Here is an 18,816-nt window from a genome sequence, read left to right as displayed (position 1 = left end):
ATGGGCCAATTCTGCCTCAGCGGACGAATCCCCCGCACACAGTTCCGCGTGCCCGCGGGCGCCCCGGTGGGCGCGGAGGCCGCGCGTCCGGAGGGGCCCCCGCGCGTCCCGCGCGGGGGCGCCCCCGAATGCCGCCCGCGCCCTAGCCCCGCAGGTCGACCAGCACCGGCGGGGCGTGTTCGCCGCGGACCGTGGTCAGCGACAGCACCGCGTGTCCGGCCGGGACGGAATGGGCCAGCTCGGAGGCCGACCAGCGCTCGCGCTCCACCCTCCGTACGGTCACCGACTCCGCCGTCACCGCCCGTCCCGTGACGAGCCGGCGGACGGTGTGCACGACGCGGGTCAGCGGCTCGTCCGCGATGATCTGCCGGTTGGTGATGTCGCGGGCCTCGACCCACTCCTTGCCCCACACCTCGGCGAACCGGGCGCCGTCCCACGTCGTCACCCCGGCGAACGCCATCCGGCAGCCGACCGCGCCGAGCAGCGGCGTCCGCAGCGCCTCCGGTACGTCCTCCAGCGTCCGCAGGGTCAGCACGGCCCCGGCGTTGGCCGAGCGGAGCCGCTGGATGCCGCGCAGCGACTCGGGCGTGACGGTCTGCGTGGCGTCGTCGAGCACGACGCAGGTGAACAGCGAGCGGTCGTTGCGGGCCGTGGCGCACTCGGCGAACTGCGCGAGCACCAGCCGGGCCAGCAGGCGGGACGCCTCCGCGTGCCCGCGCTCGGGCAGATCGATACGGACCCGCAGCGGGTGCTCCAGGGCGCGCAGCGAGAACGGGCTCCCCTCCCCCGCCGGGTCGAAGAAGCCCGCGAAGGCGGGGCGGTCCAGCAGAGCGATCCGGTCGGCCAGCAGGGCACCCGCGTCACCGGCACGGCCCGACTGCCGTTCCCGCGCGTCGAGTTCACGCAGCTGCGTGGACTCCCCCGACGCCTCCAGCGCGGAGCGGAGCCCACCGAGCGCGGCTTCCGATCCGTCCAGCAGCTCGCGCAGCTCCGGTACGGCGGGGAACCGGCCGTGGACGGCGCGGAACGGCCCGAGCACCTGCGCGAGCGCGGTGGCGGCCCGGCGGCTGTCCCCGCCGGGCAGCGTGGCGGCCAGATCCCCGACAAGGGCTTCGGCGAGCATCGCGGCCGCGGCGTCCGGGTCGCTCGTGCCGCCGTAGAGGTCCAGGTCATAGGCCGAGTCGGGCTGCCCGATCCGGATCACGACGTCGAACGCCTCGTCGGGGCCGAGCCCCGCGCCCGCCGCCCCGACGGCGACGACCGCGGCCTGCCCGGCGAGCGCCTGCAGGCACAGGGCCTCGACGACGGGCCGGACCAGATGCCCGGTCTTGCCGGCGCCGGGCGGCCCGACGGCGAGCAGCGAGGTCCCCAGCAGCCCCGGGTCGAGGGCGGATCCGGCACCCCGGTACGCGTACGGATTGCGCGCCTCGTCGGCCGCGGCGCCGATCCGCACCTGGCGGGTGCGCAGGTCGTGGAGGCCGGTGCGGGCGGGCAGATCGCGCGCGCCCGACGGGTGCGCGCACGCCGCCGCGCCCTGCTGCCGCACGGTCTCGACGAAGGCGTCCAGGCGGGAGGGCCTGGCCTGGACGGACTGCCAGGCGCGGCCGATCCGCGCGTGGTCCACGTCGTTCATCCGCCCGGCGCGCGCCTCGGCGGCGAGCGCGTCGGCGGCGGCCCCGGCCCCCGCGGCGCGCAGGTCGGGCCACTCGGCGGGATCGGCCTCGGGCTCGGGCGGGGCCTGTGCGGCCTGCTCGGCCCGCCGGTGCTGCCGCAGCTTCGGCCAGGTCCCGGCCCGCCCGACGACCGCGACGACGGCGGCGACCAGCAGCGCGTAGTAGAGGTTCGACACCGCTTCGAGCCAGGACGCCGTACGCGGCATCTCGCGCCATACGCCGGGCAGCAGCACGAACAGCGGCCAGAGCGGGACGCCGTAGCGGCGCCACAGCTCGTGCCAGTTGCCGATGCGTCCGAAGCCGATGGCGAGGCCCGTCAGGACCAGGGCGTAGTAGAGGTAGGAGATGGCGACGAAGCCCTGGGTCGCCTTCCAGTCGTCGGGCACCAGCAGCAGCATGGGCAGCAGCCACCAGTCCTTGACGAAGATCCACCACCCCTCGAGGTACTGGTTCCACAGCAGCGACCAGAGCAGCCAGCCGCACAGGAACGCGATCAGCGCGCCGCTGAGGAGCTGGCGTCCCGGGATGCGGTCCGGCTCCTCCGGGGGCCGGGGGCGGTGGCCGAAGGCCCAGATGCCGGGGGCCGCCTGGGCACGCGGTGTGCGCAGCCAGGCGAGGAAGGCGCCCTCGCCCGGACGGCCGGGCGGAAGCGGCGGCACGGGCGGAGCCGAGGCCGGGCGCGGGGGGACAGCTCCGGCCGGCGGCGGTCCCGCGGGCCGGGGCACGTGGTCCGATCGCGTGCTGCGCGGGTCGTACGTGCCCTCGGTGTCCATCTGCTGCTGTGCCCCCTGACCGGCCCGGGTGTTCGGTAAGCGCCGCCGCTCAATCTAGTGCCCCCGCCTGGGGAGTTCAGCGATCCGCCCACGCGACGGGCGGTGCGCCGGACCAGACCTCCCGAGCCGCCGGTTGCGCGGCCGCGCGCCAGCCGTCCGGACGCTATGGCCACCACGGACAACGTGACACGCGCACCGCTACCGATCGGAGCATGCCCCGGGCCACCCTCCGGCCCTAGCCTGCGTGAGTAGGACCAGTAGGCCCGCGTAAGCCCGGAATGGGCTGCGTTCATCCCCGGACCACAGGAGATCCACCATGACCGCAACCGCCGGAGGCCCCTCGCTCCCGCAGGAGCGCCGCGTCGTCACCGCGATCCCCGGGCCGAAGTCCCAGGAGCTGCAGGCCCGCCGTACCGCGGCGGTCGCCGGCGGCGTCGGGTCCGTGATGCCGGTGTTCGCCGCGCGCGCGGGCGGCGGTGTCCTCGAGGACGTGGACGGCAACTCGTTCATCGACTTCGGCTCCGGCATCGCCGTGACCACGGTCGGCAACAGCGCCGAGGCCGTCGTACGCCGGGCGTCCGCGCAGCTCGCGGACTTCACCCACACCTGTTTCATGGTGACGCCCTACGAGGGCTACGTGGAGGTGTGCGAGGAGCTGGCCAAGGTCACGCCGGGTGACCACGCCAAGAAGTCGGCGCTGTTCAACTCCGGCGCCGAGGCGGTGGAGAACGCGGTGAAGATCGCCCGCTCCTACACCAAGCGGCAGGCGGTCGTCGTGTTCGACCACGGCTACCACGGCCGGACCAACCTGACGATGGCGCTCACGTCGAAGAACATGCCGTACAAGCACTCGTTCGGCCCCTTCGCGCCGGAGATCTACCGCGCGCCCGTCGCGTACCCCTACCGCTGGCTGACCGGTCCCGAGAACTGCGCCAAGGAAGCCGCGGACCAGGCCATCGACATGATCACGAAGCAGATCGGCGCCGAGAACGTCGCCGCGATCGTGATCGAGCCGCTGCTCGGCGAGGGCGGCTTCATCGAGCCGGCCAAGGGCTTCCTGCCCGCGATCGCGCGGTTCGCCAAGGACAACGGGATCGTCTTCGTCGCCGACGAGATCCAGTCCGGCTTCTGCCGTACCGGCCAGTGGTTCGCCTGCGAGGACGAGGGCATCGTCCCCGACCTGATCACCACCGCCAAGGGCATCGCGGGCGGCCTGCCGCTGGCCGCCGTGACCGGCCGCGCCGAGATCATGGACGCCGCGCACAGCGGCGGCCTGGGCGGCACGTACGGCGGAAACCCGGTCGCCTGCGCCGCGGCGCTCGGGGCGATCGAGACGATGCGCGAGCTGGACCTGCCCGCCAAGGCCCGGCGGATCGCGGACGTCATGAAGCCGCGCCTGGCCGCGATGCAGGAGAAGTACGACGTCATCGGCGATGTCCGCGGCCGCGGCGCGATGATCGCGATCGAGCTGGTGAAGTCCGGCTCGAAGGAGCCCAACCCGGAGGCGACGGCCGCGCTGGCCAAGGCATGTCACTCGGAGGGACTCCTCGTCCTGACGACCGGCACGTACGGCAACGTGCTGCGCTTCCTGCCTCCGCTGGTCATCGGTGAGGACCTGCTGAACGAGGGTCTGGGCATCCTCGAGGGCGCTCTCGCGGGGCTCTGAACCGACTCCCGGGAACCGTACGGGCGTTCCACCGCCCACCGGCCTCCCACCATGATCCACTGGGCCATCTGTGATGCCTCGTGAAGAATGTGTGGGGGGCCGATGGCGGACGGGCAATCCGTCTGTCGGGCCTGCCCCGCCTGGCGTACGGTTCCTGCAGATGAGAGAAACACCCCGCTCGCAGGGGACTGCGGGCGATGTCGAGTCGGCGCATCCCCAGCCTCGGCCCGGCCGTGCCCTCGCGCACACCACCGGAGCTTCCGGCTCCGGAACTCCTCACCGATCGGACGGCCGCCCGCCCCAAACCCCCCGGGGCGCGCGGCACACCGGTCGAGACGACCGCCCTGGAACTCTCCCCCCTGTTCCGGGGCGGTCGCTGTTGGAGCGACTGCTCGTCCCCCTCGTCCTTCCCGTGCTGTGCGCGATCCTCTTCGCTCTGCTCACCTGGCAGGTCGCGGACGGCGGACGCCTCCTCTCCATGGACGAGCGCGTCGGCCACCGGCTCTTCCGTCCCGGTACCGCGCACCCCTTCGCCGAGCTGGCCGCCGACCTGGGCAACACGCAGGTGGCCCTGGTCGCCCTGGTGGCGGCGATGGGCTGCTCGGTGTGGACGGGCCTGCGCGACCACGTACGGCGCTGGTGGCTGCCGCCGCTCCTCGCCGCGGCCGCCATGGCGTCGGTCCCGGCCCTCGTCGTCCCGCTGAAGGACCTGATCGGACGGCCGGGCCCGTTCGGGCCGGTGGACAACTACGGCTGGTACCCCTCGGGCCACGCGGCGACCGCCACCGTCGCGTACGGCACCGCGGCTCTCCTGCTAGCCCCCGCACTGCGCCGCGCCCTGTCCCGGCTGCTGCTGGCGGGCGCGGCGCTGCTGCTCAACCTGCTCGTCGGCGCGGGGCTGATCCTGTGCGGCTACCACTGGCCGATCGACGTGCTGGGGAGCTGGCTGCTGTTCGGCGGACTCCTGTGCGCGCTGTCCGTACCGCTGACGCGCCGACGGCGCTCCTGAACCGCACGCGGCGGCCGTGAGCGGGACGGCGACGGGTCCGCGGACCGCTACGAGTCGAAGCCCAGACCGATCCGGTCCATGGCCTTCAGCCAGAGGTTGCGCCGGCCGCCGCCCGCGTCCGCGCGGGCCAGTGACCACTGGGTGATGCCGATACCCGCCCAGCGCACCGGTTCGGGCGGGAAGGGCAGCGGCTTGGAGCGCACCATCTCGGTCTCGGTGCGCTCGGTGCGCTCACCGCCGAGCAGATCGAGCATCACGTCGGCGCCGAACCGGGTGGCCCCGACACCGAGGCCCGTGTAGCCGACGGCGTACGCCACGCGCCCGCGGTGGGCCGTGCCGAAGAAGGGCGAGAACCGCGAGCAGGTGTCGATGACACCGCCCCAGGTGTGGCTGAACCGCACGCCCTCGAGCTGCGGGAAGCAGCGGAAGAAGTGGTCGGCGAGCTTGAGGTAGGTCTCGGGGCGCTGGTGGTACTCCTCGGCGATGCGCCCGCCGTAGTGGTAGACGACGTCGTAGCCGCCCCACAGGATCCGGTTGTCCTCGGTCAGCCGGAAGTAGTGGAAGTGGTTGGCGCTGTCGGAGAGGCCCTGGCGGTTCTTCCAGCCGATCGCGGCGAGCTGTTCCTCACTGAGCGGCTCGGTCATCAGCGCGTAGTCGTAGACCGGCACCACGTACGGGCGCACACGCCGCACCAGGTTCGGGAAGGCGTTGGTGCCCAGCGCCACCTGACGGGCCAGGACCCTGCCGTACGGGGTGCGCACGCCCATGCCCGCGCCGCGCGGGGCCAGCTCGGTGGCCGGGGTGTGCTCGTGGATCCGCACGCCCTTTTCGAGGCAGGCGCGCTTGAGGCCCCAGGCGAGGCGGGCCGGGTTGAGCATGGCGACGCCGGTGCGGTCCCAGAGCCCGGCGCGGAAGGTCGGCGAGTCGACCTCGGCCCGCACCGCGTCGCGGTCCAGGTAGGTCAGCTCGATGCCGAGCGCGGCCGCCTGGTCCGCGGTCTCGCGCAGCTCACCGACCTGGTGGGGCTCGGTGGCGAGGTCGATCTCGCCGGTGCGCTCGAAGGCGCAGTCGATGCCGTAGCGGTCGACGGCGGACTCGATCGCGTCGAGGTTGTCCCGGCCCAGCTCCTGGAGCCGGGACAGCTCGCCGGGCCACCGGGAGAGGCCGTTGGCGAAGCCGTGGGTGAGCGAGGCGGCGCAGAAGCCGCCGTTGCGGCCCGAGGCGGCCCAGCCGATCTCCTTGCCCTCGATGAGGACGACGTCGCGGGCGGGGTCGCGCTCCTTGGCGATGAGCGCGGTCCACAGGCCCGAGTACCCGCCGCCGACGACGAGCAGGTCGCAGTGCTCGTCGCCGACGAGGGCGGGCAGGGCCTCGGGCTTGCCGGGGTCGTCCAGCCAGTACGGGACGGGGCGGGCCTCGGCGAGGGAACGGGCGGAGGACGGTGCGGTGGGTCCCCCGGAGGGGAGAGGCATGGCACGGACGGCCATGGGATTTCAGCTCCTCTTGCGGCGGCCGCTGAGCAGTTGCCCGGCGAGCACGCACAGGACGGCGACGGCGAACATCGCCGTGCCGATGACATTGATCTGGACGGGCGTGCCGCGCTGCGCCGAGCCCCACACGAACATGGGGAAGGTGACGGTCGAGCCCGCGTTGAAATTGGTGATGATGAAGTCGTCGAAGGAGAGCGCGAAGGCCAGCAGCGCTCCGGCGGCGATGCCGGGCGCGGCGATGGGCAGCGTGACCCGTACGAACGTCTGCACCGGACCGGCGTAGAGGTCCTGGGCGGCCTGCTCCAGGCGCGGGTCCATGCTCATCACGCGGGCCTTGACCGCGGTGACGACAAAGCTCAGGCAGAACATGATGTGCGCGATGAGGATCGTCCAGAACCCGAACTCCGCGCCCAGGTTGAGGAACAGGGTGCCGAGCGAGGCGCCCATGACGACCTCGGGCATGGCCATCGGCAGGAAGATCAGGCTGTTGACGGCGCCGCGCGCGCGGAAGCGGTAGCGGGCCAGCGCGAAGGCGATCATCGTGCCGAGGACGGTCGCGCCGACGGTCGCCCAGAGCGCGATCTGCAGGCTGAGCCCGAGGGAGCCGCACAGGTCGGCGACGCCGCAGGGGTCGGTCCAGGCGTCGGTGGAGAACCGCTGCCACTCGTAGTTGAACCGCCCGTTGGGCTTGTTGAAGGAGAAGACCAGAACGATGACGTTCGGCACGATGAGGTAGGCGAGCGTGAGCACACCCGCGATCACCACGAGATTGCGTCGGAGCCAGCTCATCAGACGAGGTCCTCCGTCCCGGACTTGCGGATGTAGACGGTGACCATCGCGAGGATCGCCGCCATGAGGATGAAGGAGAGCGCGGCGGCCGTCGGGTAGTCGAGGACCCGCAGGAACTGCGACTGGATGACGTTGCCGACCATCTTCTCGTCCGTGGAGCCCAGCAGTTCGGCGTTGATGTAGTCACCGGTGGCCGGGATGAAGGTGAGCAGGGTGCCCGCGACGACGCCCGGCATCGACAGCGGGAAGGTCACCTTGCGGAAGGTGGTGGAGGGACGGGCGTAGAGGTCGCCCGCGGCCTCGTGCAGCCGGCCGTCGATCCGCTCCAGGGAGGTGTAGAGCGGAAGGATCATGAACGGCAGGAAGTTGTACGTCAGACCGCAGATGACCGCCAGCGGCGTGGCCAGCACGCGGTTCTCCTCGGTGACGCCCAGCAGCGAGGTCACGTCCAGGACGTGCAGGGTGTTGAGGAGCTCCACCAGCGGGCCGCCGTCGGCGAGGATCGTCTTCCAGGCCAGGGTGCGGATGAGGAAGCTGGTGAAGAACGGCGCGATGACCAGGATCAGGACCAGATTGCGCCAGCGGCCCGCGCGGAAGGCGATCGTGTACGCGAGCGGGTAGCCGACCAGCAGGCACAGCACGGTGGCGGTGCCGGAGTACAGGACCGACTTCAGGAACTGCGGGTAGTACTCGGTGAGCGCGTCCCAGTAGGTCGTGAAGTGCCAGGTGACCTGGTAGCCGGTCTCCAGGGTTCCGGTCTGCACCGAGGTCGACGCCTGGTAGATCATCGGCGCCAGGAAGAAGACGACCAGCCAGACGATGCCCGGCAGGAGCAGCCAGTACGGTACGAGCCGCTTGCGGGTGGCGGGCTTGCGGACCGGGGCGTCGGGCGAGGGGGGTGCGGGGGGCGCTTCCGCCGCCTGGGTCGCGGTCATGCGCCCTCCTCGACGGTCTCGGTGCCCGCGTCGATGTCCTGGTCCGCGTCGAGACCGAAGGTGTGGGCGGGGTTCCAGTGGAGGACGACCTCGGCGCCGGGCCGCAGCCGGGCGTCCCGCTCGACGTTCTGCTCGTAGACGGCGATCTCCGGGCAGACGGGGGTGTCGATCACGTACTGGGTGGAGACCCCGATGAAGCTGGAGTCGGCGATGCGTCCGGTGATCCGGTTGCGGCCCTCGGGGATGGTCCCGGCGTCGTCGGCGTGGACGAGTGAGACCTTCTCGGGGCGTACGCCGGCGAGCACCTTCCCTCCCGTGCGCACCGCCGCCGAACATCGCCGGCCGGGCAGCCTGAGCTTGGCCTCCCCGGCCTTGAGCAGCACGTCGTCACCGGAGGACTCGGCGACCTCGGCCTCGATGAGGTTGGAGGTGCCCAGGAAGTTGGCGACGAAGGTGGTGCCCGGGTTCTCGTAGAGGTCGGCGGGGGCGCCCAGTTGCTCGACGCGGCCCGCGTTCATCACCGCGACGGTGTCGGCCATGGTCATGGCCTCCTCCTGGTCGTGCGTGACGTGCACGAAGGTGATGCCGACCTCGGTCTGGATGCGCTTGAGCTCGAGCTGCATCTGGCGGCGGAGCTTCAGGTCGAGCGCGCCGAGCGGCTCGTCGAGCAGCAGGACCTGCGGGTGGTTGATGAGCGCGCGGGCGACGGCGACGCGCTGCTGCTGGCCGCCGGAGAGCTGGTGCGGCTTGCGGCGCGCCATCGACCCGAGCTGGACCAGGTCCAGCATCTCCCCGACCTGCTTCTTCACGGACTTGACGCCGCGGCGTCGGAGCCCGAAGGCGACGTTCTCGTAGATGTCGAGGTGCGGGAAGAGCGCGTAGTTCTGGAAGACGGTGTTGACCGGGCGCTTGTACGGCGGCAGGTCGGTGACGTCCTTGCCGCCGAGCAGGACCGTGCCCGTGGTGGGGTCCTCCAGTCCGGCGATCATGCGCAGGGTGGTGGTCTTGCCGCAGCCGGATGCGCCGAGCAGGGCGAAGAAGGAGCCGGCCGGTATGGAGAGGTCGAGCGGTTGGACGGCGGTGAAGGACCCGTACGTCTTGCTGATCCCGGTGAGGCGGACGTCTCCGCCGCTGCTGCTGTTGGAGGCGGTCTCTGTCATGAGGGCAGTCCAGTGTTCTCGGGGGCGGTCGGGAGCCGGTGGCCGTCAGGCGCCGATGAGCTTGGCGAACTTCTGCTCGAAGTCCGTCTCCTCCTCGGCGGAGAGCAGCCGGAAGGTGTGCGACTTCTTCGTGAACTCCGCGTCGGGGAGGATCAGCGGATTGGCCGCGAGCTCCTTGTCGATCTTCGCCAGCTCGTCGCGCACGCCGTCGACGGGACAGACGTAGTTGATGAACGCGGCGATCTTCGCGGCGACCTTCGGCTCGTAGACGTAGTTGATGAAGCGCTCGGCGTTCCGCTTGTGCCGGGCCTTGTTGGGGATCAGCAGGTTGTCGGTGGCCATCATGAACCCGGCGTCAGGGATGGTGAACTTGATCGCCGGGTTGTCGGCCTGCAGCTGGACCAGGTCGCCGGCCCAGGCCACGCAGGCGGCGATGTCGCCCTTGCTGAGGTCGTCGACGTAGTCGTTGCCGGTGAAGCGGCGGATCTGCTTGCGGTCGACGCCCTTCTGGAGGCGGGCGACGGCGGCGTCGAAGTCGTCGGCGCGGAAGTCCTCGGGGCGCTTGCCCATGTCGAGGAGGGTCAGCCCGACGGTGTCGCGCATCTCGGTCAGCATGCCGACCTTGCCCTTGAGGCTGGGGTCCTCCAGGAGCTGGGTCATGGAGGTGACCTTGCGGCCGTCGGTGGCCTTCTCGTTGTACGCGATGACCGCGGGGATGCCGGTCCAGGCGTAGGAGTGTGCGCGGACGGGGTCCCAGTCGGGGCTGCGGAAACCCTCGGCCAGATTCGCGTACGCGTTGGGCACGTTGGTCTGGTCGAGCTTCTGCATCCAGCCCAGACGGATCATGCGGCCGGCGAGCCAGTCGGTGACGCAGATCAGGTCGCGGCCGGTGTCCTGGCCCGCGGCGAGCTGCGGCTTGATCTTCCCGAAGAACTCGACGTTGTCGTTGATGTCCTCGGTGTACTTGACGCGGATGCCTGTGCGGCGCTTGAACTCCTCCAGCGACGGGCGGTGCTTGTTGTCGTCGCTGACGTCGATGTACTCGGTCCAGTTGGAGAAGCTGAGCCACTTCTCCTCGTCGGAGTGGTCGTCCGCCTTGCTGGACTCGCCGGTCCGGGCGGCGGGCGGGATGCCGCACGCGGAAAGGGCGCTCAGCCCTCCGACCGCCAGCGCTCCCGCACCGGCGGAACGCAGCAGGGACCGGCGGCTCATCGCCATGCGGCCCTCGGTCATGCTGCGGCGTATCGCGGCGAGTTGGGGCGCCGACAGGGACTCTGGCTCGTGACTCTCCATTGCGCTGTGCCCTTTCACGGCAGTCGGTCAGCGGTCACCGAAGACGGTGCGGTGCCAGTCCTTGCGCGCCACCGCGGTGTTGTCGTACATCACGTGCTTGACCTGGGTGTACTCGTCGAAGGAGTACGCCGACATGTCCTTGCCGAAGCCGGAGGCCTTGTAGCCGCCGTGCGGCATCTCGCTGAGGATCGGGATGTGGTCGTTGATCCACACGCAGCCCGCCTTGATGTCGCGGGTGGCCCGGCCGGTGCGGTAGACGTCGCGGCTCCAGGCGGAGGCGGCGAGGCCGTACGGGGTGTCGTTGGCGAGGGCGATGCCCTCGTCGTCGCCGTCGAAGGGCAGCACGACCAGGACAGGACCGAAGATCTCGGCCTGGACGATCTCGCTGTCCTGGGCGGCGCCGGTGACCAGGGTCGGGCGGTAGTACGCGCCCTTGGCCAGCTCTCCCTGCGGTGCCTCGCCTCCGGTGACGACTTCTGCGTAGGAGCGGGCGCGGTCCACGAAGCCCGCGACCCGGTCGCGCTGGGCGTGCGAGATCAGCGGGCCGAGGTCGGTGGAGCCGTCGGCCGGGTCGCCCAGGCGCACGGTCTCCATGAGGTCGGCGACCCCGGCGACGAACGCGTCGTACAGCGGCCGCTGTACATAGGCGCGGGTGGCGGCGGTGCAGTCCTGGCCGGTGTTGATGAGGGCGCCGGCGACGGCGCCGTGCACGGCGGCCTCCAGGTCGGCGTCGTCGAAGACCACGAAGGGGGCCTTGCCGCCGAGTTCGAGGTGGAGGCGCTTGACGGTGCTGGTGGCGATCTCGGCCACGCGCTTGCCCACGGCCGTCGAGCCGGTGAAGGAGGTCATGGCGACGCCCGGGTGGCCGACGAGGTGCTCGCCCGCGTCCCGTCCGGCGCCGCTGATGATGTTGATCACCCCGGCGGGGATGCCCGCCTCGTCCGCGGCCTGGGCGAACATCAGCGAGGTGAACGGGGTGAGTTCGGCGGGCTTGAGCACGATCGTGTTGCCCGCGGCGACGGCCGGGAGCACCTTCCAGGCAGCCATCTGCAGCGGGTAGTTCCACGGGGCGATGGACCCGACGACGCCGATCGGCTCGCGGCGGATGTACGAGGTGTGGTCCCCGGTGTACTCCCCCGCCGACTTGCCTTCGAGGTGCCGGGCCGCGCCCGCGAAGAAGGAGGCGTTGTCGATCGAGCCGGGGACGTCGAACTCCCTCGACAGCTTGATCGGCTTGCCGCACTGGAGCGTCTCGGCCTGCGCGAAGTCCTCGGCCTGGTCGCCCAGGACGGACGCGAAGCGGTGGAGGGCGTCGGAACGCTCGCCGGGGGTCGCGCCCGCCCACTCGGGGAAGGCACGGGCGGCGGCCTCGACGGCGGCGTCGACCTCGGCGGTGCCGGCGAGCCGATAGGTGTACACCGCCTCGCCGGTGGCCGGGTCGACGACCGCGTGCTCCCGGCCGGAGGTCCCGGGGCGCAGCTCACCGGCGATGTACTGGGCACCGTCGGCGAAGCGCTCGTCCGCCTGGAAGGGATTGCTCATATCGCTCTCCTCCGCCGACCCGGTCCCCCTGCGGCGGCGGTCGGCGTAGCTCCAGCTTCGATTGAACGCCGATCCTGGCAGAGCAGGGGGCATTCAACAAGTGATTCCGTTGTTGCTTTTTGGTTGCGCGACGGAATCTGTCGGTCAATGTGTCGGGCGGCCCCTGAATTCGATGGACGCTGTGTCAGGGGTGGGTGCGAGACTGCCATGCCATGGGGAGGCACGACGAGAGCATCGCCGCACTGATCGAGCGGGCGGAGCGTGGCGAAAAGATCAAGTACGTCCACTTCTGGCGGAACCGGCCGCAGCGGGAGGGCCGCATCGACGCGGCCTGCTTCTCCCAGTGGTGGCCCTCGCCGTTCACGGTCGAGGGCATCGCGTACGCGACGGCGGAGCACTGGATGATGGCGGAGAAGGCGCGGCTCTTCGGGGACCGCGACGCCGAGCGCGAGGCGCTGGAGGCGACGAGCCCGGCCGCGGCGCAGAAGGCGGGACGCCTGGTCCGCGGCTTCGACGAGGAGACCTGGCGGGCGCACCGCTACGGGATCGTGGTGGCCGGCAGCCTGCACAAGTTCGGCCGCGACCCGGAGCTGGGCGCGTATCTGCTAGGCACCGGCGAGCGCGTCCTGGTCGAGGCGAGCCCGCTGGACCGGATCTGGGGTATCGGACTGGCCGCGGACGACGAGGCGGCCCATGACCCGGCCCGCTGGCGGGGGCTGAATCTGCTGGGCTTCGCGCTGATGGAGGCACGGGAGCGGCTGCGCGCGGGCGGCGGGTGAGCGGAGTCGAGCGGGCGGCGGGCTCGGGCCGCGGCTGGGGGAAGGGCCTGCGTCAGCGCAGGGCGCTCACGGCCGCCGCGCGGGGTGCGGCCGCGCCGCTGGAGTAGCTGCCGCTCTCGTCCTCGGACGTGGCGATGATCAGCACCAGCATCAGCGCGCCCGCGACGACCGCGACGATCCCGAGGATCAGCCCGGCCAGCGCCTGGCCTCCGCCCGCGGCTTCCCCTCGCTTGGCCTTTCCGCGGCCGAGGGCGCCGAAGATGATCGCCATCACGCCGAGGATGATCGCGAAGACGCTGGTGAAGAAGAGGACGGTGCCGACGATGCCGATCACCATGCCCGCGATCGCCAGCCCGTTGGTCGCCAGGGGCTGCCCGGACTGCCAGCCTCCGCCGTAACCGCCCGACCCGTAACCGCCGGGAGCCGACGCGTAGCCGGGGTAGGCGGGATAGCCGCCGTACGGGCTGCCGCTGCCGTAGCCGGTGGAGCCGTAGGGGTCGGAGCCGTAGGGCGGGGCGTAGGGGTCGGAGCCGTAGGGCGGGGCGTAGGCGGCGGGGCCGGTGGGCGCGATCGGCGGTGGCGGCACCGCACCGCCCGCCCCTGCGGGCGGGGACTGGTGCGCGGCCGGAGGCGAGGGCTGATGAGCCGCCGGGGGCGGAGGCTGGTGCGCGGCCGGGGGCGGAGGCTGGTGGGCGGCCGGGGGCTGATGACCGGCGGGCGTGTGCTGCTCCGGCGCCGGCGGTGCGGTCCTCGGCTTGTCCAGGGACACCTGCTCCGGCGGAGCCCACGGGTCCCGCCGCTCGGGCTGCTGGGGCTTCTCGGCGTCGGACATGTTCCTCCCCTTCGGACGTCCGGCAATGCTACGGCCTGGCGCGCGGACGGGCTCCGGAGCGGTCGCGCCTCCGGAAGCGGCCGGGCTCCCTGCGGCGCCCGCGCCCGTTCCCGGTCCCCGTCACCCGGCTTCCACCAGGGCCCGCGCCCGGCCCCGCCGCGCCCGGTGCCTACGATGATCCCTGCCCGGAACCAGCGCTCTTGTCCCCAGGAGGACCGATGGCCGATCTCCACACCTTCATCGCGGGACTGCCCAAGGCGGAACTCCACGTCCACCACGTCGGCTCGGCCTCGCCGCGCATCGTCGCCGAACTGGCCGCCCGCCACCCCGACTCGAAGGTCCCCACCGACCACGAGGCGCTGGTCGACTACTTCACCTTCCGGGACTTCGCCCACTTCATCGAGGTCTATCTGTCCGTCGTGGACCTGGTGCGCGACGCCGACGACGTGCGGCTGCTCACGTACGAGGTGGCGCACGAGATGGCGCAGCAGAGCATCCGGTACGCGGAGCTGACCGTGACCCCGTTCAGCTCCGTCCGGCGCGGCATCCCCGACGTGGCGTTCGTCGAGGCCATCGAGGACGCCCGCAGGGCGGCGGAGGCCGATCTCGGCGTGATCCTCCGCTGGTGCTTCGACATCCCGGGCGAGGCGGGCCTCGACGCGGCGGAGGAGACCGCGCGGATCGCGGTGGACCTGAAGCCCGAGGGGCTGGTCTCGTTCGGTCTCGGCGGTCCCGAACTGGGCGTTCCCCGGCCGCAGTTCAAGCCGTACTTCGACCGGGCCATCGCGGCCGGGCTGCACAGCGTGCCGCACGCGGGCGAGACGACGGGCCCGGAGACGATCTGGGACGCCCTGACGCATTTGCGCGCCGAGCGCATCGGGCACGGCACCAGCGCGGTGAAGGACCCTCGGCTGCTCGCGCATCTCGCCGAGCACCGCATTCCGCTGGAGGTGTGCCCCACATCGAACATCGCGACGCGCGCCGTGGCGCACCTCGACGAGCACCCCATCAAGGAGATGGTGGCGGCCGGCGTGCTGGTGACCGTCAACAGTGACGACCCGCCGATGTTCGGCACCGACCTCAACACCGAGTACGGGGTGGCCGCGCGGCTGCTGGACCTGGACGAGCGGGGTGTCGCCGGGCTCGCCAAGAACGCCGTCGAGGCGTCCTTCCTCGACCCGTCCGGCAAGGAGAAGCTCATCGCCGAGATCGACGGCTACACCGCCTCGTGGCTGCAGTAGCCGTCGCCCACCGCGGCGACCCGTACCGCGTCCGCGAGAACACCCTGCCGTCGCTGCGTTCGGCGGTCCGGCAGGGCGCGGACGCGGTGGAGTGCGACGTACGGCTGACCCGCGACGGCGTACCCGTGCTGCTCCACGACGCGACCCTGAAGCGGATGTGGGACGTGGACCGGCCGCTCGCCGAGGTCACGGCCGACGTGGTGCGTGAGCTGACGGGCGGAGGCGTACCGCCGCTCTCCGAGGGGCTGGCGGCGGTCTGCGAGGGGTCCGCGGCCCGCCCGATGATCGATCTGCCGGATCCGGCGGCGGCCCCTGCGGCGGTCGCCGAGGTCCGTGCGGCCGGGCTCGACGGCCGCGCCTACTACTGCGGCGGCGCCCCCGCCATGCTTGCCGTCCGCGCGGCCGACCCGGACGCGGAGATCGCCCTCACCTGGACCACGCTCTCCCCGCCGCCGCCCGCGCTCCTGGCGGCCGTGCGCCCGCGCTGGCTCAACTACCGCTTCGGGCTGGTGAGTCAGGATCTCGTGGCCCGCCACCACGCCGACGGCCTGCTGGTCTCCGCCTGGACCGCGGACACCGGACGGACGATGAAGCGCCTGCTGCGGCACGGCGTCGACTCGGTCACCACGAACCGCATCGACTGCCTGCGCCGCCTGCTGGACCGCTGAGCCCGGGCCCGTACGAGCGGGGCCGTACGGCCTGCGTCCGTACGTCCGGTGCAGGGCGCGATCCCGTATCCGTGCGGTGAACCGCCCCTCACCCGGGGCCCGTTCACAGTCCGACGATGGCGTACCACTCCCGGGCGAAGCCGCGGCGCTCCCGCGGGGTGATGTCGCGCGCCACGGCCAGCCGTGTGCGCATCGCGTCGTCGGGGAAGATCAGGGGGTCCTCGGCCAGTTCGGCCGTCTCCTTGTCCTTGGCGGAGGCCAGGACGTCGCGGGCGGCGGGCACCGGGCACACGTAGTTGACCCAGGCGGCGAGCGCGGCGGCCGTCTCCGGCTCGTAGTAGTAGTCGATCAGCGCCTCGGCATTGCGCTTGTGGCGGGCCCGGTTGGGGATCATCAGGCTCTCCGACCACAGCTCGGCGCCCTCCTCCGGCACCACGAACTCGATGCCGGGGCGGTCGGCCCGGAGCTGGATGACGTCACCGGAGTAGGCCTGGCAGGCGAGCACGTCGCCGGAGGCGAGGTCCTTGATGTAGTCGTTGCCGGTGAAGCGGCGTATGTGGCGGCGGGAGACCAGGCGGCGCACCTGGTCGGTGACGGTGTGGAAGTCGTCGGCCGTCCAGCGGGTGATGTCCACGCCGTTGCCCTGCATGAGGAGGGCGAAGGCCTCGTCGAGTCCGGCGAGCAGCGTCACCTTGCCGCGCAGGTCGTCGTGGAAGAGCTCGGCGGTGCTGCGGATCTCCCGGCCCAGGGCCTCGCGGTCGTACGCGATGCCGGTGATGCCGGACTGCCACGGCACGGCGTGCCTGCGTCCCCGGTCGAACGCCGGGTCGCGGAGCAGCGGGTCGAGATGGCGCGTGACGTTGGGCTGCGCGGCGCGGTCCATCTCCTGCACCCAGCCCAGCCGGACGAAGCGCCCGCACATCCAGTCGCTCATCACCACGAGGTCCCTGCCGGTGTCCTGACGGTTCATCAGGGCCGGGCCGACCTTGCCGAAGAACTCGTCGTTGTCGTTGATCTCCTCGGTGTAGTCCACCGCGATGCCGGTGCGCCGCTCGAACTCCGCGAGCGTGGGCCTGCGTTGCTCGTTGTCGTCGTCGACGTCGATGTAGAGCGGCCAGTTGGCGAAGGCGAGCCGCCGGTCACCGGCGGACCTGTCGGGGACCGCGCGGTCGCCGGGTGCCACATAGGCGGCCGGGATGCCGCATCCGGCGAGGGCGGAGGCCGCGGCCCCGCCGCCCAGGGCGCGCAGTACGGACCGGCGGGACGGCGTGAGGCGGCGGACGGCCGCGGTGATCTCCGGCATGGGCCGCAGGATGCCGTGGACATGCCGAGGCGGCAACAGACGGTACGTCCGGAACGGCGACGGCGCGCCCCGACGATGTGTCGGGGCGCGCCGCCCAACTGACGCGAAGGAACCGTCCGCTCAGTCCAGGGACGTCATCACGTGCTTGATACGGGTGTAGTCCTCGAAGCCGTAGGCCGAGAGGTCCTTGCCGTAGCCGGACTTCTTGAAGCCGCCGTGCGGCATCTCGGCGACCAGCGGGATGTGGGTGTTGATCCACACGCAGCCGAAGTCGAGCGCCTTGGACATCCGCATGGCGCGGCCGTGGTCCTTGGTCCACACCGAGGAGGCGAGCGCGTACTCGACGCCGTTGGCGTAGGTGACGGCCTGCTCCTCGTCCGTGAACCTCTGGACGGTGATGACGGGGCCGAAGACCTCCTTCTGGATGATCTCGTCGTCCTGCTTCAGGCCGGAGACGACGGTCGGGGCGTAGAAGAAGCCCTTGTCGCCGACCCGGTGGCCGCCCGCCTCGACCTTGGCGTGCGAGGGCAGCCGGTCGATGAACCCGGAGACCTGGGCGAGCTGGTTGGCGTTGTTGAGCGGGCCGAAGAGGACGTCCTCGTCGTCCGGCTGACCCGTCTTGGTGTCGGCCGCTGCCTTGGAGAGCGCGGCGACGAACTCGTCGTGGATGGACTCGTGGACGAGGACGCGGGTCGCGGCCGTGCAGTCCTGGCCGGCGTTGAAGAAGCCCGCGACCGAGATGTCCTCGACGGCCTTGGGGATGTCGGTGTCCTCGAAGACCACGACCGGGGCCTTGCCGCCGAGCTCCAGGTGAACCCGCTTGAGGTCCTTCGACGCGGTCTCGGCGACCTGCATGCCGGCCCGCACGGAGCCGGTGATGGAGGCCATCGCCGGGGTCTCGTGCTCGACCATCAGGCGGCCGGTGTCACGGTCGCCGCAGACGACGTTGAAGACGCCCTTGGGGACGACGGAGCCGATGATCTCGGCGAGCAGGACCGTGGACGCCGGGGTGGTGTCCGACGGCTTCAGGACGACCGTGTTGCCCGCTGCCAGCGCCGGGGCGAACTTCCACACGGCCATCATCATCGGGTAGTTCCACGGGGCGACCTGGGCGCAGACGCCGACCGGCTCCCGGCGGATGATCGAGGTCAGACCGTCCATGTACTCGCCGGCCGAGCGGCCCTCCAGCAGCCGCGCGGCACCCGCGAAGAAGCGGATCTGGTCGACCATGGGCGGGATCTCCTCGGACCGGGTCAGTCCGATGGGCTTGCCCGTGTTCTCGCTCTCCGCGGCGATCAGCTCCTCGGCACGCGCCTCGACCGCGTCCGCGATCTTGAGCAGTGCCTTCTGGCGCTCGCCCGGTACGAGGTCGCGCCATGCCGGGAAAGCGGCTTCGGCGGCGGCCATGGCGGCGTCGACGTCCGCCGATCCGGACAGCGGAGCGGTGGCGTACACCTCTCCTGTGGCCGGATTGACCACCTCGGTGGTCCGCCCGTCGGCGGCATCCCGGAACTCCCCGTCGATGTAGTTGCGCAGACGACGCAGCTCGGTGGTCACTGCCACCCCTCCTAATCGGTGTCCGATGGGTGAGACATCCAGCCTACTGACTGAGGCGACGCTTTCGACATACCCGCCACCCACGACCTACGGAATCAGTGATATT

General features: G+C 71.6%; 15 protein-coding genes. 5 read left to right on the top strand and 10 right to left on the bottom strand.

The window, feature by feature from the left end:
- Positions 1-142 precede the first annotated feature (142 nt).
- On the bottom strand, positions 143-2,446 hold the full coding sequence (locus ABZ822_RS05000) for an ATP/GTP-binding protein (protein WP_360846798.1): 2,304 nt from the start codon (positions 2,444-2,446) through the stop codon (positions 143-145).
- 316 nt (positions 2,447-2,762) lie between these two features.
- Between ABZ822_RS05000 and gabT the strand changes: the two genes are divergently transcribed.
- Together gabT and ABZ822_RS04990 are read left to right on the top strand one after the other, a co-directional pair.
- Positions 2,763-4,112: a 4-aminobutyrate--2-oxoglutarate transaminase gene (gabT, locus tag ABZ822_RS04995; RefSeq protein WP_360846796.1), complete on the top strand. Its 1,350-nt coding sequence runs from the start codon at positions 2,763-2,765 to the stop codon at positions 4,110-4,112.
- Positions 4,113-4,491: 379 nt separating this feature from the next.
- Positions 4,492-5,121 carry a phosphatase PAP2 family protein gene (locus tag ABZ822_RS04990; RefSeq protein WP_360846794.1) on the top strand — a complete coding sequence of 210 codons (630 nt, stop codon included), beginning with the start codon at positions 4,492-4,494 and terminating at the stop codon, positions 5,119-5,121.
- A 47-nt stretch (positions 5,122-5,168) separates the two neighbouring features.
- Here ABZ822_RS04990 and ABZ822_RS04985 read toward each other — a convergent pair whose 3' ends face one another.
- From ABZ822_RS04985 to ABZ822_RS04960, 6 genes are read right to left on the bottom strand one after another with little or no spacing between them, the layout of a single operon-like run.
- Positions 5,169-6,608, bottom strand: a complete 1,440-nt coding sequence (locus ABZ822_RS04985; protein WP_360846792.1) for an FAD-dependent oxidoreductase — start codon at positions 6,606-6,608, stop codon at positions 5,169-5,171.
- Positions 6,609-6,614: 6 nt separating this feature from the next.
- Positions 6,615-7,400, bottom strand: coding sequence for an ABC transporter permease (locus ABZ822_RS04980; protein WP_360846790.1), 786 nt, complete (start codon positions 7,398-7,400; stop codon positions 6,615-6,617).
- The gene (locus tag ABZ822_RS04975; RefSeq protein ID WP_360846788.1) at positions 7,400-8,335 is read right to left on the bottom strand and encodes an ABC transporter permease; all 936 of its coding nucleotides are present in this window, start codon (positions 8,333-8,335) and stop codon (positions 7,400-7,402) included. Before ABZ822_RS04975 ends, ABZ822_RS04980 begins: the two co-directional genes overlap by 1 nt.
- Positions 8,332-9,495, bottom strand: a complete 1,164-nt coding sequence (locus tag ABZ822_RS04970) for an ABC transporter ATP-binding protein (protein WP_360846786.1) — start codon at positions 9,493-9,495, stop codon at positions 8,332-8,334. The genes ABZ822_RS04975 and ABZ822_RS04970 overlap by 4 nt, the downstream gene beginning before the upstream one ends.
- A 45-nt stretch (positions 9,496-9,540) precedes the next feature.
- The gene (locus tag ABZ822_RS04965) at positions 9,541-10,788 is read right to left on the bottom strand and encodes a spermidine/putrescine ABC transporter substrate-binding protein (protein WP_360846784.1); all 1,248 of its coding nucleotides are present in this window, start codon (positions 10,786-10,788) and stop codon (positions 9,541-9,543) included.
- Positions 10,789-10,815: 27 nt separating this feature from the next.
- A complete protein-coding gene (locus ABZ822_RS04960; protein WP_360846782.1) occupies positions 10,816-12,330 on the bottom strand; it encodes a gamma-aminobutyraldehyde dehydrogenase in 1,515 nt (504 codons plus the stop codon).
- A 212-nt stretch (positions 12,331-12,542) separates the two neighbouring features.
- Here ABZ822_RS04960 and ABZ822_RS04955 point away from each other — a divergent pair, with 212 nt between their 5' ends.
- Positions 12,543-13,109 carry an NADAR family protein gene (locus tag ABZ822_RS04955; RefSeq protein ID WP_360846780.1) on the top strand — a complete coding sequence of 189 codons (567 nt, stop codon included), beginning with the start codon at positions 12,543-12,545 and terminating at the stop codon, positions 13,107-13,109.
- Between the two features lie 52 nt (positions 13,110-13,161).
- On the opposite strand, the gene ABZ822_RS04950 is transcribed toward ABZ822_RS04955, so the two are convergent.
- Positions 13,162-13,941, bottom strand: a complete 780-nt coding sequence (locus tag ABZ822_RS04950; protein ID WP_360846778.1) for a DUF308 domain-containing protein — start codon at positions 13,939-13,941, stop codon at positions 13,162-13,164.
- A gap of 218 nt (positions 13,942-14,159) precedes the next feature.
- Here ABZ822_RS04950 and ABZ822_RS04945 point away from each other — a divergent pair, with 218 nt between their 5' ends.
- Positions 14,160-15,182 carry an adenosine deaminase gene (locus ABZ822_RS04945; RefSeq protein WP_360846776.1) on the top strand — a complete coding sequence of 341 codons (1,023 nt, stop codon included), beginning with the start codon at positions 14,160-14,162 and terminating at the stop codon, positions 15,180-15,182.
- Positions 15,170-15,850, top strand: a complete 681-nt coding sequence (locus ABZ822_RS04940) for a glycerophosphodiester phosphodiesterase (protein ID WP_360846774.1) — start codon at positions 15,170-15,172, stop codon at positions 15,848-15,850. The genes ABZ822_RS04945 and ABZ822_RS04940 overlap by 13 nt, the downstream gene beginning before the upstream one ends.
- Positions 15,851-15,953: 103 nt before the next feature.
- Here ABZ822_RS04940 and ABZ822_RS04935 read toward each other — a convergent pair whose 3' ends face one another.
- Both ABZ822_RS04935 and ABZ822_RS04930 read right to left on the bottom strand, forming a co-directional pair.
- Positions 15,954-17,153, bottom strand: a complete 1,200-nt coding sequence (locus tag ABZ822_RS04935; RefSeq protein ID WP_360846772.1) for a spermidine/putrescine ABC transporter substrate-binding protein — start codon at positions 17,151-17,153, stop codon at positions 15,954-15,956.
- Positions 17,154-17,273: 120 nt separating this feature from the next.
- Positions 17,274-18,710, bottom strand: a complete 1,437-nt coding sequence (locus ABZ822_RS04930) for a gamma-aminobutyraldehyde dehydrogenase (RefSeq protein ID WP_360846770.1) — start codon at positions 18,708-18,710, stop codon at positions 17,274-17,276.
- Positions 18,711-18,816 lie beyond the last annotated feature (106 nt).

Source organism: Streptomyces sp. NPDC047108 (assembly GCF_040643575.1).
GTDB lineage: Bacteria > Actinomycetota > Actinomycetes > Streptomycetales > Streptomycetaceae > Streptomyces.
This window is presented reverse-complemented; position numbering and strand designations above follow the sequence as displayed.

Bases quoted from the DNA above. Each gene is read 5' to 3' on its own strand.
- ABZ822_RS05000 (WP_360846798.1), bottom strand. From the start codon at position 2,446: ATGGACACCGAGGGCACGTACGACCCGCGCAGCACGCGATCGGACCAC.
- gabT (WP_360846796.1), top strand. From the start codon at position 2,763: ATGACCGCAACCGCCGGAGGCCCCTCGCTCCCGCAGGAGCGCCGCGTC.
- ABZ822_RS04985 (WP_360846792.1), bottom strand. From the start codon at position 6,608: ATGGCCGTCCGTGCCATGCCTCTCCCCTCCGGGGGACCCACCGCACCG.
- ABZ822_RS04980 (WP_360846790.1), bottom strand. From the start codon at position 7,400: ATGAGCTGGCTCCGACGCAATCTCGTGGTGATCGCGGGTGTGCTCACG.
- ABZ822_RS04975 (WP_360846788.1), bottom strand. From the start codon at position 8,335: ATGACCGCGACCCAGGCGGCGGAAGCGCCCCCCGCACCCCCCTCGCCC.
- ABZ822_RS04970 (WP_360846786.1), bottom strand. From the start codon at position 9,495: ATGACAGAGACCGCCTCCAACAGCAGCAGCGGCGGAGACGTCCGCCTC.
- ABZ822_RS04965 (WP_360846784.1), bottom strand. From the start codon at position 10,788: ATGGAGAGTCACGAGCCAGAGTCCCTGTCGGCGCCCCAACTCGCCGCG.
- ABZ822_RS04960 (WP_360846782.1), bottom strand. From the start codon at position 12,330: ATGAGCAATCCCTTCCAGGCGGACGAGCGCTTCGCCGACGGTGCCCAG.
- ABZ822_RS04955 (WP_360846780.1), top strand. From the start codon at position 12,543: ATGGGGAGGCACGACGAGAGCATCGCCGCACTGATCGAGCGGGCGGAG.
- ABZ822_RS04950 (WP_360846778.1), bottom strand. From the start codon at position 13,941: ATGTCCGACGCCGAGAAGCCCCAGCAGCCCGAGCGGCGGGACCCGTGG.
- ABZ822_RS04945 (WP_360846776.1), top strand. From the start codon at position 14,160: ATGGCCGATCTCCACACCTTCATCGCGGGACTGCCCAAGGCGGAACTC.
- ABZ822_RS04935 (WP_360846772.1), bottom strand. From the start codon at position 17,153: ATGCCGGAGATCACCGCGGCCGTCCGCCGCCTCACGCCGTCCCGCCGG.